This window comes from Marinobacter sp. NFXS11 (assembly GCF_040148675.1).
Lineage (GTDB): Bacteria > Pseudomonadota > Gammaproteobacteria > Pseudomonadales > Oleiphilaceae > Marinobacter.
Genome location: NZ_JAGDDV010000001.1, coordinates 799,140 through 814,040 on the forward strand (window position 1 = coordinate 799,140; position 14,901 = coordinate 814,040).

The following is a 14,901-nucleotide window of genomic DNA, read 5'->3' on the forward strand; positions in this document are numbered from 1 at the left end:
CATGGCAGACCCGCAAGCGCACCTGGACCACCTGGATCGACTGATGGCGGATCTGGCGCGCGCTCTCGCAGACAAGGATTGGGAAGCGATGGCCAGCCTGAACGCACAGGTGAAGCCGGCCGTGGAGCCCTTGATGGTCGCCCTGGAAGCGGGAGAAGTCGAGGCGGAGCCGGTGAGGCTCCGCTTGCAGGAACTACAGCAGTTTATTGACGCCGCCGATGAATCGGCCCGAATGGCCCGTAAGGAGGCGGAAGATGGCCTGAAGGGTGTAAACAGGAACCGGAGTGCGGCGAAGGCCTACCAGAACGTTTCTTCGAATCGACCAAAATAGCGTCATAAAATTGACTCTGGGGTTCTTACAGTCTTAAATACCGCACAAATCCCCCAAGAGATTCGGTTGAATGTCTAAAAATAACAAAGTGCTGGTGCTGAGCGAGGATGATTCAAGATTGCGGGACATAGTCACCGTTCTTGAGTTCATTGGCGAAGAGCAGGTCCTTGCTGGCGATGAAGCCAGGGCACTTTTGAGCAGTGGTGATGAGGAAGGCCTTTCAGATATCGCAGTCGCGGTGGTGAATGGCGAGGATGCAGGAGCCACCCAGGCGATCACCGCTGTCAGTGATGCCGTTCAGGGCGTTCCGTTTCTGGTCGTTGGTCACCCTGAGCTCAAGGGGCTGTCCGACGAGGCTAACAGTCGCATCATTGCTCGCATGGAATGGCCGCTCAATTACACCAAGTTCGTTGATTCGCTTTACCGTGCCCAGATCTATCGGGATCAGTTCAGCCGCTCCCGGGAGCGTGGCCAGCAGCGCGGTCTGCAGCTCTTCCGAAGCCTTGTGGGAACCAGTCGAAAAGTTCAGCAGGTACGCCAGTTGATGGAGCAGGTGGCGGATAAGGATGTCAGCGTTCTTATTACCGGCGAGTCCGGTACCGGCAAGGAGGTCGTCGCCCGCAACCTGCATTACCATTCTTCCCGACGTGATAAACCGTTTGTTCCGGTGAACTGTGGCGCCATTCCGGCGGAGCTGCTGGAAAGCGAGCTTTTCGGCCATGAGAAAGGGGCCTTCACCGGTGCCATCACGGCCCGGGTAGGGCGCTTCGAGCTGGCCGAGGGTGGCACTCTGTTTCTCGATGAGATCGGAGACATGCCGCTCAACATGCAGGTCAAGATTCTCCGGGTTCTGCAGGAGCGAACCTTCGAACGGGTGGGAAGCAATCGCACCCAGTCTGCAGATGTGCGGGTAATCGCCGCCACCCATAAGCACCTGGAAGACATGATTGAGTCCGGGGATTTCAGGGAAGACCTCTATTATCGCCTGAATGTGTTCCCCATCGAGATGCCGGCCCTGCGTGACCGGGTGGAAGACATTCCCCTTTTGATTAATGAACTCATTTCCCGGATGGAAAAGGAAAAGCGTGGTTCGCTGCGGATGAATTCAGCGGCCATCATGAGCCTGTGCCGGCACGACTGGCCCGGCAATGTGCGTGAACTGGCGAATCTTGTTGAACGCCTGTCGATCATGCATCCCTACGGTGTAATCGGCGTGCAGGAGTTGCCCAAAAAGTTCCGCTACGTTGACGACTATGATGAGAACCGCCCGGTGGAGGACACCGGTATGCCTTCCGGTATTCCTGGCCTGGTGGGCCTGGATGCCCCGGCATTGCTGCCGGTGAACGGTATCGACCTGAAGGATTACCTCTCCAATCTCGAGAAACAGCTGATCCAACAGGCGCTCGATGAGGCCGGCGGCGTTGTCGCCAGGGCTGCCGAGAAGCTGCGGATCCGACGCACGACTCTGGTAGAGAAGGTTCGCAAGTACGGGCTTCGGGAAGAGGAATCCGAGGAGTCCTGAGCCGGATCGTCCCGATTTTAAAGCTCCCTGAACGGCGTCAAAGGTTCGTAACCTGAGGCGCCGTTTCCGTTTCTGACCGACGTAAAATTGTCATTTGCCTCTCTCGAGAATCTCTTTACCTTTGAAATATATAGAAAAAAACAAGTTGGCACGTTGCTGGCTTACAAACCTGCAAACGAAGTATCCGAACTATGAGGTCCGAACCGACGGGCCGATCGGGGAGTCAGGTTATGAGTCAGGCACAATTTGTTCTTCAGTCCGGAGCGGGCGGCACAAAGACCAACGCTGCGGCGGATGTCAATGACAAGGTTACCGCCCTGTTTCCGGAGCAGGACGATGAGGCGGTGGATACCGCCCTGGAATTGTTCAACCGGATGTCGCGGCAGATCACTGACTCCTACCGGACCCTCGAATCCCGGGTCAACCAGCTTTCCGGCGAGCTGAACCAGGAATCGCTCCAGCGTCAGCAGGAGCTTGAAGAAAAAGAGCAACTGGCAGATCGTCTGTCCACCTTGCTGAACGCACTGCCTGCAGGCGTTGTCGTTCTGGATAGCCAGGGCGTGGTAACGCAGACCAACCCGGCAGCCATTGCGCTTCTGGGGGAGCCCCTGGACGGCGCCCGCTGGGTTGATGTCATCCATCGCTGTTTTGCGCCCCGGCGGGACGATGGTCACGAAGTGTCTCTGAAGGATGGGCGTAGGGTCAGCATCGAGATCCGGACCATGGAAAACCAGCCCGGCCAGTTGATTCTGCTGACGGACCTCACCGAAACCCGGCACCTGCAGGCGCAGCTGGCTCACGCCCAGCGTCTGTCTGCCATGGGCAAGATGGTTGCGTCTCTCGCTCACCAGATCCGTACCCCGCTGTCCGCGGCCATTCTCTACGGTGGCCATCTGAGCCAGGATGACCTGGACGAAGAAATGCGTCAGCGCTGTGCTTCCCGCCTGATGTCGCGCCTGACCCACCTGGAGCAACAGGTGCGGGATATGCTGATCTTCGCTCGCGGCGAGACCCGGCTGGCAGAGGAGCTTTCTGCCGGCAAGCTGGTCTCGGCACTGGCGTCGGCAGTCGAGGGGCTTAAGCCGGCTCCCGGCGCAAAAGTGGATCTCGAGAACGAAATTTCCAGCGACTGCCGGCTGATGTGTAATCGAGATGCCCTTGTTGGCGCCTGTACCAATCTTGTGAATAACAGTCTTGAGGCTGGAGCCACCCATGTTGCGGTTCGCGTAACCGAAGAAACCTGCGAGCTGGTCATTCGCGTTCTGGACAACGGCCCGGGATTTGAGCCCTCGGACGCGGCCCGGTTAACAGAAGCTTTTTACACAACCAAGTCCCATGGCACGGGGCTCGGCCTTGCGGTGGTGCAAGCCGTCATTAAGGCGCATCAAGGGCGGTTCTTCATTGAATCGCCGAAGCAGGGCGGCGCCATCGCTACCTTGCGTTTACCGCAATTACGAAACAGAAACTGATCGGAGGCAACCATGGCGAAGGCCCAGATTCTGATTGTTGAGGACGACCATGACCTGCGGGAAGCGCTGGTAACCACCCTTGAACTGGCAAAATTCCGGGTGCGGGAAGCGTCGAATGCCAGCGAAGCCCTTGAGCGACTGGCCGAGGCTCCGGTGGATATGGTGGTCAGCGATGTCAACATGCCGGGTCTATCTGGACATCAGCTGCTGGCTGAGGTCCAGCGGCTGTATCCGGGGCTGCCAATGATGCTGATCACGGCCTATGGTCAGATCAGCGATGCAGTGTCCGCAATGCAGGCCGGCGCTATCGATTATCTGGTGAAACCGTTTGAACCGCGCTTCCTGGTGGATGCCGTTAGCAAGGTTGTTGGCGGCGGTCGTGAGAAAGCCAATGATGAGCCGGTGGCAGAAGACCCGATCAGCAAACGGATGTTCCAGCTGGCGACCAAAGTGGCCGGCAGCGACTCCACCGTCATGATCTCGGGGGAAAGCGGAACCGGCAAAGAAGTTCTTGCCCGGTTTATTCACCAGCAGTCTCCACGGTCTGAGCAGCCATTTGTGGCCATCAACTGTGCTGCAATACCGGAAAACATGCTGGAGGCTATCCTCTTTGGTCACGAGAAAGGTGCCTTTACCGGTGCCGTCGCCTCTTCGCCCGGCAAATTCGAGCAGGCTAACGGCGGCACCATTCTGCTGGACGAGATTTCGGAGATGGATCTGGGGCTTCAGTCCAAGCTCCTACGGGTATTGCAGGAGCGGGAAGTGGAGCGGGTTGGTGGTCGCAAGACCATCAGTCTGGATGTCCGTGTCGTAGCGACCACCAACCGGGATCTGGCGGATTACGTGCGCGAGGGCAAGTTCCGGGAAGATCTTTATTACCGTCTGACAGTGTTTCCGATGCACTGGCAGCCGCTTCGGGAGCGGCCGCTGGATATTATGCCGCTGGCCTCGTCGCTGCTGAAAAAGCACTGCCGCAAAATGAAGCTGACCGGGATAACCTTCGCCCAGGATGCCAGGAGCGCGCTCATGCATCACCAATGGCCGGGGAATGTCCGCGAGCTGGATAATGCGATCCAGCGAGCTCTGGTGTTACATCAGGGCAATGTGATTCATTCGGGGGATCTGTGCCTGGAGTTGGGCATTACCGGGCGGCCGGATCTTCGTAGCGTGGAGCCGGTTTCCCATGCTGACACTGCTTCGAGCATGGCGGGCGAGCCTGGCTACTCAGACCGGGAGGTTTCTTCCCTCGAGCAATCCTGCGATGAGCAGGACGGCGAACCGGAAGGGGCGGTTTCCCTGGGCGATGATCTGAGGCAGCAGGAATTCCGTATTATCATACAGACACTCCGGAAAGAGCGTGGGCGTCGCAACAGGGCCGCAGAGCAATTGGGGATCAGTCCCCGGACGCTCAGGTACAAGCTGGCCCAGATGCGCGATGCCGGAATCGATCTGGACGCCGAGATGGCCTTGGTCTGACCCCCCTGCAAGACGAACTCCTTCATTGGCACCCCTCGGGGTGCCGTTTTTTTATCTTCGATTCCCCATGCCGGTGGGGTCATCCTGCCCGTCGTCAAAAGTCCGTCATGGAACAATCACGACTCCGTCCTTGGGTTCATAACCATCTGATATTTATATCTAAAATCTACTTGGCCTGCCAATTGCTTTATCGGAGCTAAGATCATCCCAAGAGCAATTCCGTCCCTGGGAGGGCGGAGCCAGGAGAGAGTTATGGTTCAGCGTGCCGACATCAACAGTGTTTTGTCCGATATCCGGTCCCTGCGTTCACAGATGATGCAGAACCAGCGGGTCGAGCAGGATCAATCGGTTCGTGGTCGCATAGACGGCCCTCGCCAGGTTCAGGAAACCCAGGAGACGCCCAGCTTCAATGACATGCTTAGCAACGCGGTGAACAACGTCAACGACCTCCAGAAAACGGCTGGGGATCTGCGAACCGCCTACGACATGGGCGATCCGAACGTAGACATCACCCGCGTGATGATTGCCGCCCAGAAATCCTCTGTCTCCTTCGAAGCGCTGACCCAGGTACGTAACCGGGTGGTTAGGGCCTACGAAGACATTATGAACATGCCGATCTGATAACGGAGCAGAGTCATGGCCAGCGTACCTGCAGAAACCAATGCCTCCAACATGCCCGCAGCCCGGGAGGGAGACGCGCCAGAGAGCCGTAGCGACCTGTTCATGGGGTTCAACCGGCTCAACCTGCTGCGCCAGATCGGGCTTATGGTGGGGCTTGCCGCCAGCGTGGCGCTGGGGCTGGCGGTCGTGCTCTGGGCTCAGGAGCCGAACTATCAGCCGGTGGTGGGTGATCTTTCATCCTACAATCCCCAGGATGTGACCACCATCCTCGAAAGCAACGGTATCGACTACAAGATGGATCCGCGTACCGGCGCATTGCTGGTTCCCTCGGATCAGGTCTACAACGCCCGTTTGAAGCTGGCGGCCGAAGGTGTCACCGATCGTCAAACCATGGGCTACGAGCTGCTGGACCAGGAGCGTGGTCTCGGCACGTCGCAGTTTATGGAAACCATCTCATACCGGCGCGGGCTTGAGGGTGAGCTTGCCCGCACCGTTGCCAGCATGCGTGGCGTTCGGAATGCCCGTGTGCACCTGGCTATCCCGGAGCGCTCTGTCTTTGTTCGCGATGCCCGTGATCCCTCTGCCTCGGTGTTTCTTGAAGTTTTCGCTGGTCGCCGGCCGGAACAGGAACAGATCAACGCTATTGTGAATCTGGTTGCCGGCAGTGTTCCCATGATGAGCAAGGAACACGTAACCGTTGTCGATCAAAACGGCAATCTGTTGACGGGCAAGCAAAGTCAGAGCAGCGCGGATCAGATGGCGGACCAATACGAATACACCGCCAAAGTCGAGGAGCGTCTGACGCGTCGGGTTGCCTCTCTCATCGGACCTATCGTGGGTGATGGCCGCTATCGTGCCGAAGTGTCGGCGGATCTCGATTTCTCCTCGGTGGAGCAGGCAGAGGAATTGTTCAACCCCGAACAGCAGGCGGTGCGCAGTGAGCGTGAGCTGACCGAACGGCGCACTGCCGGCGCACAGGGCGGCATTCCCGGTGCGCTGGCAAACCAGCCGCCGGCTAATGCTACGGTGCCAGAGCAGGCTGCCGGCGGTGATGGTGAGCAGGCGGCGCCAGCACCGGTCAACGTGCGAAGTGAATCCACGCGGAATTATGAAATGGATCGTACTGTCAGCTACCGACGTCAGGAGCTGGGCAGAGTCAAGCGGGTGACCGTGGCTCTGGCGGTGGACGACATGAAAGTAGTGGATCCACAAACGGGCGAAGTCAGCTACGAGCCCTGGCCGGAGCAGGAGCTGCAGCGGCTCAGCATGCTGGTTAGGGACGCTGTGGGCTATTCAGCTGCCCGGGGTGACAGTGTTACGGTGATGAATACCGCATTTGCGCAGGAAGAATCCGTTGAATTCGAGGCTCCGGCCTTCTGGGAACAGCCCTGGTTCTGGGATCTGATGAAGCAAGTGCTCGCAGGCCTGGTGATTCTGGTGCTCGTGCTGGGGCTGCTGCGCCCAACGCTTAAAAGCCTGTCCGGCGGTGGCCAGCGGGAACGCGGCCTGGATTCCGGCTCCGGCAGTGGCGGTGGTTACGGGAGCCTTGATGACATCGAGGGTGGAGATGAGCTCCGCAAGGCCATGTCCGCCCAGGATGATCTGCTTTTGCCGGGTGCCACAGACGGTTATGATAGGCAGCTGAACGCATTGAAAGGGCTGATTGCCGAAGACCCGGCGCGGGTCGCACAGGTAATGCGCCAGTGGGTGAACGTCGATGACTGAGCAAGCCAATCAACAGGGTGGCGGTGAGCCGTCAAAGCCGCAGCGGAAAATTCCGCGTGTGGAGCAGGCTGCGATTCTGCTCATGTCACTGGGCGAAGCGGATGCCGCAGAAATCCTCAAGCACATGGGCCCCAAAGAGGTCCAGCGTGTGGGCGTGGCCATGGCCCAGATGAAGGATGTCAGCAAGGACGAAGTGACCTACGTGATGAACCAGTTTGTTGATGCCGTAGGCGGGCAGACCGGACTTGGCGTAGGCAATGACGAGTACATCCGGACGATGCTCACCCAGGCGCTCGGCGACGACAAGGCATCCAGCCTGATCGATCGCATCCTGATTGGCGGCAATACCACCGGCCTCGATACCCTCAAGTGGATGGAGCCCCGTGCCGTTGGCGACATCATTCGCTACGAACACCCGCAAATCCAGGCCATTGTTATTTCCTACCTGGATCCGGATCAGGCCGCTGAAATTCTTGGCACCCTGGATGAGAAGGTCCGCCTTGATGTGATGATGCGTGTTGCGTCACTGGAGAGTATCCAGCCCCAGGCCTTGCAGGAACTCAACGATATCCTGGAGAAGCAGTTCTCGGGTGGCGCCGCCTCCCAGACCAGCCGCATTGGCGGGGTCAAGCGGGCAGCGGACATCATGAACTTCATGGATCGGAGCATCGAAGGCAATCTGATGGATTCCATAAAGGATATGGATCCGGACCTTGCCAGCACCATCGAAGACTTGATGTTCGTGTTCGATAACCTCAAGGAAGTGGACGACCGCGGAATCCAGGCGCTGTTGCGGGAAGTGTCCTCGGAAGTGCTGGTGGTGGCCCTCAAGGGCGCCGACGAGGAGGTTCAGAACAAGATCTTCAAGAACATGTCCAAACGCGCTGCGGAATTGCTGCAGGATGATCTTGAGGCCAAGGGGCCGGTCAAGGTCAGCGAAGTTGAATCAGCCCAGAAAGACATTATCACCATTGCGCGCCGTATGGCCGAGGCCGGTGAAATCTCCCTCGGCGGTGCCGGCGAAGAAATGATGTGATGAAAGATTCCACCCGTGACGTCAATCGCATTCCCAAGGAACAGCTGACCGCCTATGAACGGTGGGAGCTGCCCCTGCTGGATGCCCGTGGCAATGAAGTAGCGCGGGAAGAGGAGCGCGAGGTCAAGCCCCTCACCGCCGCCGACATTGACGAGATTCGCGAGGCGGCGCGGGAAGACGGCTATAACGAGGGCCGGGAACAGGGTTACCAGGATGGCCTGAAAGCCGGCAAAGAGGAAGGCCACCAGGATGGGCTGGAAACCGGCCTGGCAGAGGGCAGGGAGCAAGGCAAAAGTCAGGGCTACGACGATACCCGCAAGGAAATCGAGACCAAGCTTGACCGTCTCGAACATCTGCTCGGTGAGTTGCTGCTGCCGATCAAGCGCCACGAGGACGAACTTGAAACCTCTCTGGTCAACCTGACCACGGTTCTGGCCCGGGCGGTGGTCTATCGTGAACTGACCATCGACTCCTCCCAGATCCGTCACGTGGTTCGCCGCGCCATGGAGGCGCTACCCTCCACCGCGGAAAACATCCGCATCCATATAAACCCGGAAGACTGTGAAATGGTTCGCGAGGTGACCGCCCGCCTCGAAGCGTCCGCTTCCGTCATTGAAGACGCCAGTATCCTGCCCGGTGGCTGTAAGGTGGAAACCCGTCACAGCCTGGTGGATTTCACGGTTGAGAAACGTTTCCAGCGGGCCGTGCAGAGCATGCTGGACCAGCAGATGAGCGACAGTGAGGGCGGAGAAACCGAGGAACTGGACTCCATGATGGAAGACTTGACCGGCTTCCATCGGGACGTGCTGGATTCCCCGGAGACCGGGGATTCCTCAGACGATCCGAAGCCGGCGCAAAATACAGGTGACGGTGATGACCTCGAGCCTCGCTGATCGCCTCAACCGCTTTCAGGGGTTTCTGGGAAACGAGCCCGAGCCTGAACTTTCCGGGCGACTGACCCGCATGGTGGGCCTTACCCTCGAATGTGTCGGCTGCCCCATGGTGGTCGGTGACCGCTGTGTCATCTTTGGCCAGAACACCGGTAATGTTGAGGCGGAAGTGGTGGGCTTTGAGGACGACCGGGTGTATCTGATGCCTCTGACAGCAATCGAGGGGCTCAAGCCCGGTGCCAGGGTTGTGCCTCTGTCTGCCGCAAGCCGGGTGCCGGTTGGCCCCCAGCTGCTTGGCCGGGTGGTCGATGGCAGTGGTGAGCCCCTGGACGGAAAAGGCCCCTTGCAGGCCGAGGCCCGCGTGGCGCTCACCGGCGATATTATCAACCCGCTGAACCGCGCCCCGGTGCGGCAGTCGATGGATGTGGGTATTCGGGCGATCAATGCGTTGATGACCGTCGGCCAGGGGCAGCGCCTGGGTCTGTTTGCCGGCAGTGGCGTGGGCAAGAGTATGTTGCTGGGCATGATGACCCGCTTTACCGATGCCGACATCACCGTGGTGGGCCTGATTGGTGAGCGGGGCCGTGAGGTAAAGGAGTTTATCGAGGACATTCTGGGCGAAGAGGGCCTTTCCCGCTCGGTGGTGGTGGCCGCGCCCGCGGACGATTCGCCACTGATGCGGTTGCGCGCCGCCATGCTGACCACCCGGATTGCCGAGTATTACCGGGATCAGGGCAAACGCGTGCTCCTGTTGATGGATTCCCTGACCCGTTACGCCCAGGCCCAGCGGGAAATTGCCCTGGCCGTGGGTGAGCCGCCGGCGACCAAAGGCTACCCGCCCTCGGTATTTGCCAAACTGCCCCAGTTGGTGGAGCGAACCGGCAATGGTCGCCCCGGAGGCGGTTCTATCACGGCGTTCTACACTGTACTAACCGAAGGCGATGACCAGCAGGATCCGATTGCAGACGCTGCCCGGGCGATTCTGGATGGCCACATCGTACTCTCCCGCCGGCTTGCCGAAGAGGGACACTACCCCGCCATTGATGTGGAAGCGTCGATCAGCCGGGTGATGCCGCAGGTAACCGAGACCGAACATTTTTCCAGGGCCCAGCGATTCAAGCAGGTGTACTCACGGTACCAGCAGGCCCGGGATCTGATCTCTGTCGGCGCTTACGTGAAGGGTTCCGATCCCGAGACCGATTTTGCCATCACTCACATCGGCAATATGCGCCAGTTCCTGCAGCAGGGCCTGAATGAGAGTGCACCACTGAAGGAAAGTGTTGACCAGTTGCTGGCGGTGGTGCCAGAGCGTCGTTCCCCCGATCGGCGTAAGTCGGCCGTGCCGAATCCGGCAGCTGGCGGCGGAGGTGATGCCTGATGCTGCGTTCCCGGCGTCTGGAAGTGGTTCTTTCCCTGGAGGAGCGCAAGGAGCAGGAAGCCCTGGAGCGAATGGGAGAGGCCAGGAAGCTAGCGGAGCAGCAGCGCGAACAGGTCCAGAACCTGAATCGCTACCAGCAGGAGTACCGGGATCAGATTCGCAACAGCCAGCAGGGGGTTGTGCAGGTGTCCAGGCTCCAGGCGTGGCAGGCCTTTATTGCGCAACTGGATCAGGTAATCCGGCAGCAACAGACGCAGCTGGAGCAGGCGGAAAAGGTCTTCGAGGCGCGCAAAAAGGAATGGCAGCACGCCTGGGAGCGCCGGCGTGGCATGGAAAAATACATAGAAACCTGCCGCCAGCAGGAGCAGAGGGAGCAGGATCTCCGGGAACAGAAGCTTTCGGATGAGGCCGCGGGGCGGGCTTTTAACCAACGTCGACGCTGAATCTTGCTCCGCATCAAGCAAATACAGATGCAAAATCAGACCACTCAGCTATCCTTACCGGATGTAGGGCTGGTAGAACACGCCGGTCAAATGCTGCTCTTGATAGCCCGGGAGGTTTTGGAATGCCGATCCAGACGCGCCGCGATGATGACGGTCAGACTCTTGTTATCAGGATAGAGGGGCGTTTCGACTTCAGCACCCATCAGGCGTTCCGTGATGCCTACGAGCACGGTGATCCGAACATCCGGAATTACATTGTGGATCTGTCTGACACCACCTACCTGGATAGCTCGGCGCTGGGAATGCTGTTGTTACTCCGTGATTATGCCGGAGGTGACAGCGCAGGAATCGTCATCGAAAACTGCAATAACGATGTCCGTCGTATCCTTTCAATCTCCAATTTCGAGCAACTTTTCAATATCCGCTGATGCTCGCGGACTGCCGGAGTACTCATGGATGATTCCGTTGCAGAACATAGCCGTCCCCTGAGAATACTGATCGCTGACGATTCAGACAGCGATCGCCTGATCCTCAAAACACTGCTGAAGCGACTGGGGCACGAAGTCCTTGATGTGGCAAACGGGCTGGACGCGGTCTCTGTTTTCCAGCAGGAGGCGCCGGATCTGGTGCTGCTGGATGCCCTGATGCCTGTCATGGATGGCATGGAAGCGGCCCGTCAGATCAAACTCCTGGCTGGTGAACGGCTGGTTCCCCTGATTTTCCTGACCTCCCTCTCTGAAGCCGGTGCCCTGGCCCGATGCCTGGAGGCCGGTGGAGATGACTTCCTGGGAAAGCCCTATAACCGGATCATTATTGAAGCCAAGATCAAGGCTTTCAACCGAATGCGATTGATGCACCGGACCCTCTCGGATCAGCGGGATCTCATTCGTGAGCGCAACCGACAACTTACCGAAGAGCAGGAAATCGCCAAGCGGGTCTTCGACAACGTGGCTCATTCCGGCTGCCTGGATGCCTCCAATATTCGTTATCACGCCTCGCCCCAGTCCATTTTCAATGGTGATGTGCTGTTTGCCTCGCCGCGGCCGGCGGGCGGGATGCTGATCTTCATGGGGGATTTCACCGGCCATGGTCTGCCGGCTGCCATCGGCGCCATGCCTGTAGCCGAGATCTTCTACGGCATGGCCAATAAGGGTTTTAACGGCCAGGACGTATTGCGCGAGATCAACCAGAAACTCAAACGGATTCTGCCCACGGGCATGTTCTGCTGTGGCGCCATGATCGAGGCGGATTTCAAACTTAATCAGCTGCAAGTCTGGAACGGCGGTCTACCCGATGGCTGGCTGATCCGGACCACCGGAGAACTCCTGGCATTGCCATCGCGGCATCTTCCCCTGGGTATCCTTGCGCCGGATCAGTTCAATGCCGATTTCGAGAGGGTTGGTGCCGCCCCTGGTGACAGGGTGCTGATGATGACCGATGGCTTTCTGGAATCTGCCGACAGTGCCGGCAACGTATTCGGTGAGCAGGGCGTTACCGGCACGCTTGACCGGATGGACGGTGGCGACCATCCGTTCGATGCCATGATGTCCGCGGTTCACCGGTTCACCGGAAACTTTGAGGATGGCGATGACCTGACGCTCTGCTGTCTGGAAATGATGGACGAGGCGGGGTTGGCTACCCTGCCAGATCGTGCCGCACCGTCTGCTCTTGCCGGGCCGGCGGAATGGCGCTGCAGCTATGAAATCCGGGAAAGGACCCTCGGCGAGTTCAGTCCCCTGCCTCTGTTGCTTCATATCTGCATGGAGGTGCCGGGTCTTCGACGGAAGAGCGGCGAAATCTATACCCTGCTGGCGGAACTCTACAACAACGCGCTGGAGCACGGTGTTCTGGAACTTCCGTCAGAATGGAAACACTCACCGGAGGGCTTTGGCCGCTACTACGCGGAGCGCAATCGGCGCCTGGCCAACGTGGCGGGTCACTACATCCGGTTCACACTGCACCATTCCCTGAAACCGGATGGAGGTCGGCTTCGTGTTATCTGTGAGGACAGCGGCCAGGGGTTTGATTTTCACAATCATCCCAGCGTGGCCCCCGGTAATTCCCCAACCATGAGCGGGCGCTATGCGGGGCGGGGCCTGCTGCTGTTGAAACGTCTGGCGGAGACCATCAGGTTTCATGAACAGGGCAATCATGTTGAAATTGTCTACGATTGGCAGTTCGCCCGTACAGCGGAGAATCGAGATGACTGATAAACCACACCTGGACGAGGAGGCACTGGCTGAGCTTCGAGATGTCATGGAGGACGAATTCGAAGTGCTGATACAGACCTATGTTGCAGATTCCCGCGACAGGATTCGGGGATTGCAAGAAGCCCTGAGGGCTGACGATAGTGACGCCTTTGCCAAGACGGCCCATAGCTTCAAGGGCAGTTGTATCAATATTGGCGCCCCACGGCTTGGCGAACTCTGCCTGAAGGCGGAAATCGCAGGAAAGGAGTCCCGGCTGGACGATGCCTCGGGATTACTGGATGACATTGCCCGGGAATTCGAACAGGTAATCGCAGGCCTGGATGGCTTGATGGTGGGGTGAATCACGTCGATTCAGGCCTTTTGTCAGGCGAAGCAGGTGTGCGCTGGCATCACAATTGCTTTGTCCTTCGCATTGAGTGGATTAACCGCCCATGCACCGGCCAGGTCCGGCAAGGTGAGGGCGACAATGCGATAAAAGCGGCAAGAGGTTGCCATGGCCCAGATGGTTCTTCCCCAAACCCCCGCGCCCGGGACGCAACAAGATCCCGGCCCGTCAAAATCCGGAACCAGCCGGGATCCGGCTGACAGGAAAAGCGATTTTGACTCTGTCTCCCAGGCTGAGCAAAAGCGGCTCGATCGCCAGAAGGCGGATCGGAACGCCGAGGCCAGATCTGCCGATGAATCCCGGGCGGCCCGGGACACTTCTTCAGAGACGAAAACGGAAGCAAACGCGAACGCTGATCCAAAGGGTGGCGAAAAAGCCGACGCTGCCACGGATGCTGAATCACGGGACGCGGGCGAGGCCGCTGTTGCCGGTGATGGCAAATCAGAGCCGACGGCGCTTCCTCTTACCTTTGTCGAGTTGCAGTCCTGGCTGAATCCAAAAGCCGGTGGTGCCGGTGAGTCCGCCATGTCAGCCACAATGCCGGGAGTCGGCGTCAACGCTGCCACCGGGGGTTCGGGCCAGACGAATTCCGTTGCCGGATTGTTCAGTGGCCTTCTCACAGGGGCCTCGGGTCAGAAAGCTCAGTCCGGATCCGGCGGTGTTTCCGGCGATGCGACACTGACAGATGTCATGAAGGCCTCAGTGCTCACCGACTCCGGCCGCAATGCGGATTCCGGCTCGTTGATCAATTCTGGCCGCTTCCAGTCCGCCATGGATCTGGTGTCCCAGCAAGCGGCCAATAATGCCAATGGTGCGGCGAAACTGACGGCCGAGAACGCCGCGCCGTTGCGAGGTTACGCTACGTCTATTGATGTGCCGGTTGGCCATGCAGAGTGGGGCGACAAACTGGTGGGCAAGCTCAGTTGGCTGACCGCCCGCAACATGTCGGTTGCCGAAATCCACCTGACACCGCCGGACATGGGGCCCATGGAGGTCAAGGTCCGGGTGCAGAACGAACAGGCGAATATTACGGTCCATTCGGCCAATCCCGTGGTCCGTGACCAGCTTGAACTGCATTCCCACCGCCTCAGGGATATGCTGGGTGAGCAGGGTCTGTCCCTGGCGGGCTTTGATGTTTCCGATTCGCCTCGCCAGCAGACCGGCGAACAGGGCACCGGAAATGATGATGGCTCCGGTGGCGGCTCGACATCGCTGGTTGCTGGCGATCAGGACGATGAGGGCATCAGCTCAGGCAGCCTTGATCTCAGCTGGAAAGGCGAAGTAGACATCTTCGCCTGATACCCTTCGATATTCTCTTCCAATCTCCTTTGCCCATCCTTCCCGGCAACGCTAAACTGCTGTTCTGAACGGGAAGGTTGGGTGTTCTGGCCCGCCCTTTGCATCCAATCCTGAAA

Annotated in this window: 14 protein-coding genes; all 14 read left to right on the forward strand. The window is 58.9% G+C overall.

All coding sequences use genetic code 11. The features are described from left to right. Position 1 precedes the first annotated feature (1 nt). The 14 genes from J3362_RS03785 to J3362_RS03850 all read left to right on the forward strand — a co-directional run bounded on the left by J3362_RS03785 (position 2) and on the right by J3362_RS03850 (position 14,785). Positions 2-331: an SOS cell division inhibitor gene (locus J3362_RS03785; protein WP_349518201.1), complete on the forward strand. Its 330-nt coding sequence runs from the start codon at positions 2-4 to the stop codon at positions 329-331. A gap of 70 nt (positions 332-401) precedes the next feature. Then, positions 402-1,853 (forward strand): sigma-54 dependent transcriptional regulator, encoded by a 1,452-nt coding sequence (locus J3362_RS03790; protein WP_349518202.1) that lies wholly within the window; start codon positions 402-404, stop codon positions 1,851-1,853. 230 nt (positions 1,854-2,083) lie between these two features. Further along, positions 2,084-3,322 carry a sensor histidine kinase gene (locus J3362_RS03795; protein WP_349518203.1) on the forward strand — a complete coding sequence of 413 codons (1,239 nt, stop codon included), beginning with the start codon at positions 2,084-2,086 and terminating at the stop codon, positions 3,320-3,322. A 12-nt stretch (positions 3,323-3,334) separates the two neighbouring features. Continuing rightward, positions 3,335-4,798 (forward strand): sigma-54-dependent transcriptional regulator, encoded by a 1,464-nt coding sequence (locus J3362_RS03800; protein WP_349518204.1) that lies wholly within the window; start codon positions 3,335-3,337, stop codon positions 4,796-4,798. A gap of 252 nt (positions 4,799-5,050) precedes the next feature. Next, positions 5,051-5,419, forward strand: a complete 369-nt coding sequence (fliE, locus tag J3362_RS03805) for a flagellar hook-basal body complex protein FliE (protein ID WP_008173058.1) — start codon at positions 5,051-5,053, stop codon at positions 5,417-5,419. A 15-nt stretch (positions 5,420-5,434) separates the two neighbouring features. Beyond that, positions 5,435-7,144 carry a flagellar basal-body MS-ring/collar protein FliF gene (gene fliF / locus J3362_RS03810; protein WP_273094610.1) on the forward strand — a complete coding sequence of 570 codons (1,710 nt, stop codon included), beginning with the start codon at positions 5,435-5,437 and terminating at the stop codon, positions 7,142-7,144. Next, positions 7,137-8,180: a flagellar motor switch protein FliG gene (gene fliG, locus J3362_RS03815; protein ID WP_008173060.1), complete on the forward strand. Its 1,044-nt coding sequence runs from the start codon at positions 7,137-7,139 to the stop codon at positions 8,178-8,180. The genes fliF and fliG overlap by 8 nt, the downstream gene beginning before the upstream one ends. Continuing rightward, positions 8,180-9,073 carry a flagellar assembly protein FliH gene (locus J3362_RS03820; RefSeq protein ID WP_108017455.1) on the forward strand — a complete coding sequence of 298 codons (894 nt, stop codon included), beginning with the start codon at positions 8,180-8,182 and terminating at the stop codon, positions 9,071-9,073. Before fliG ends, J3362_RS03820 begins: the two co-directional genes overlap by 1 nt. Further along, positions 9,054-10,448: a flagellar protein export ATPase FliI gene (gene fliI / locus J3362_RS03825; RefSeq protein ID WP_014577634.1), complete on the forward strand. Its 1,395-nt coding sequence runs from the start codon at positions 9,054-9,056 to the stop codon at positions 10,446-10,448. Before J3362_RS03820 ends, fliI begins: the two co-directional genes overlap by 20 nt. Further along, a complete protein-coding gene (gene fliJ / locus J3362_RS03830; protein ID WP_014577633.1) occupies positions 10,448-10,891 on the forward strand; it encodes a flagellar export protein FliJ in 444 nt (147 codons plus the stop codon). The genes fliI and fliJ overlap by 1 nt, the downstream gene beginning before the upstream one ends. Before the next feature lie 122 nt (positions 10,892-11,013). Then, entirely contained in the window at positions 11,014-11,319 is a 306-nt protein-coding gene (locus tag J3362_RS03835) for an STAS domain-containing protein (RefSeq protein WP_014577632.1), read from the forward strand. A gap of 24 nt (positions 11,320-11,343) precedes the next feature. Next, positions 11,344-13,101, forward strand: coding sequence for a PP2C family protein-serine/threonine phosphatase (locus J3362_RS03840; protein ID WP_349518205.1), 1,758 nt, complete (start codon positions 11,344-11,346; stop codon positions 13,099-13,101). After that, complete coding sequence (locus J3362_RS03845) at positions 13,094-13,441, forward strand: Hpt domain-containing protein (protein WP_349518206.1); 348 nt, start codon at positions 13,094-13,096, stop codon at positions 13,439-13,441. The genes J3362_RS03840 and J3362_RS03845 overlap by 8 nt, the downstream gene beginning before the upstream one ends. Positions 13,442-13,594: 153 nt before the next feature. Beyond that, complete coding sequence (locus J3362_RS03850) at positions 13,595-14,785, forward strand: flagellar hook-length control protein FliK (RefSeq protein WP_349518207.1); 1,191 nt, start codon at positions 13,595-13,597, stop codon at positions 14,783-14,785. Positions 14,786-14,901 lie beyond the last annotated feature (116 nt).

Coding starts and splice junctions, on each gene's coding strand:
- J3362_RS03800 (WP_349518204.1), top strand. CDS start 3,335: ATGGCGAAGGCCCAGATTCTGATTGTTGAGGACGACCATGACCTGCGG.
- fliI (WP_014577634.1), top strand. CDS start 9,054: ATGACCTCGAGCCTCGCTGATCGCCTCAACCGCTTTCAGGGGTTTCTG.
- J3362_RS03850 (WP_349518207.1), top strand. CDS start 13,595: ATGGCCCAGATGGTTCTTCCCCAAACCCCCGCGCCCGGGACGCAACAA.
- fliF (WP_273094610.1), top strand. CDS start 5,435: ATGGCCAGCGTACCTGCAGAAACCAATGCCTCCAACATGCCCGCAGCC.
- fliG (WP_008173060.1), top strand. CDS start 7,137: ATGACTGAGCAAGCCAATCAACAGGGTGGCGGTGAGCCGTCAAAGCCG.
- J3362_RS03785 (WP_349518201.1), top strand. CDS start 2: ATGGCAGACCCGCAAGCGCACCTGGACCACCTGGATCGACTGATGGCG.
- J3362_RS03820 (WP_108017455.1), top strand. CDS start 8,180: ATGAAAGATTCCACCCGTGACGTCAATCGCATTCCCAAGGAACAGCTG.
- J3362_RS03835 (WP_014577632.1), top strand. CDS start 11,014: ATGCCGATCCAGACGCGCCGCGATGATGACGGTCAGACTCTTGTTATC.
- J3362_RS03845 (WP_349518206.1), top strand. CDS start 13,094: ATGACTGATAAACCACACCTGGACGAGGAGGCACTGGCTGAGCTTCGA.
- J3362_RS03795 (WP_349518203.1), top strand. CDS start 2,084: ATGAGTCAGGCACAATTTGTTCTTCAGTCCGGAGCGGGCGGCACAAAG.
- J3362_RS03840 (WP_349518205.1), top strand. CDS start 11,344: ATGGATGATTCCGTTGCAGAACATAGCCGTCCCCTGAGAATACTGATC.
- fliJ (WP_014577633.1), top strand. CDS start 10,448: ATGCTGCGTTCCCGGCGTCTGGAAGTGGTTCTTTCCCTGGAGGAGCGC.
- J3362_RS03790 (WP_349518202.1), top strand. CDS start 402: ATGTCTAAAAATAACAAAGTGCTGGTGCTGAGCGAGGATGATTCAAGA.
- fliE (WP_008173058.1), top strand. CDS start 5,051: ATGGTTCAGCGTGCCGACATCAACAGTGTTTTGTCCGATATCCGGTCC.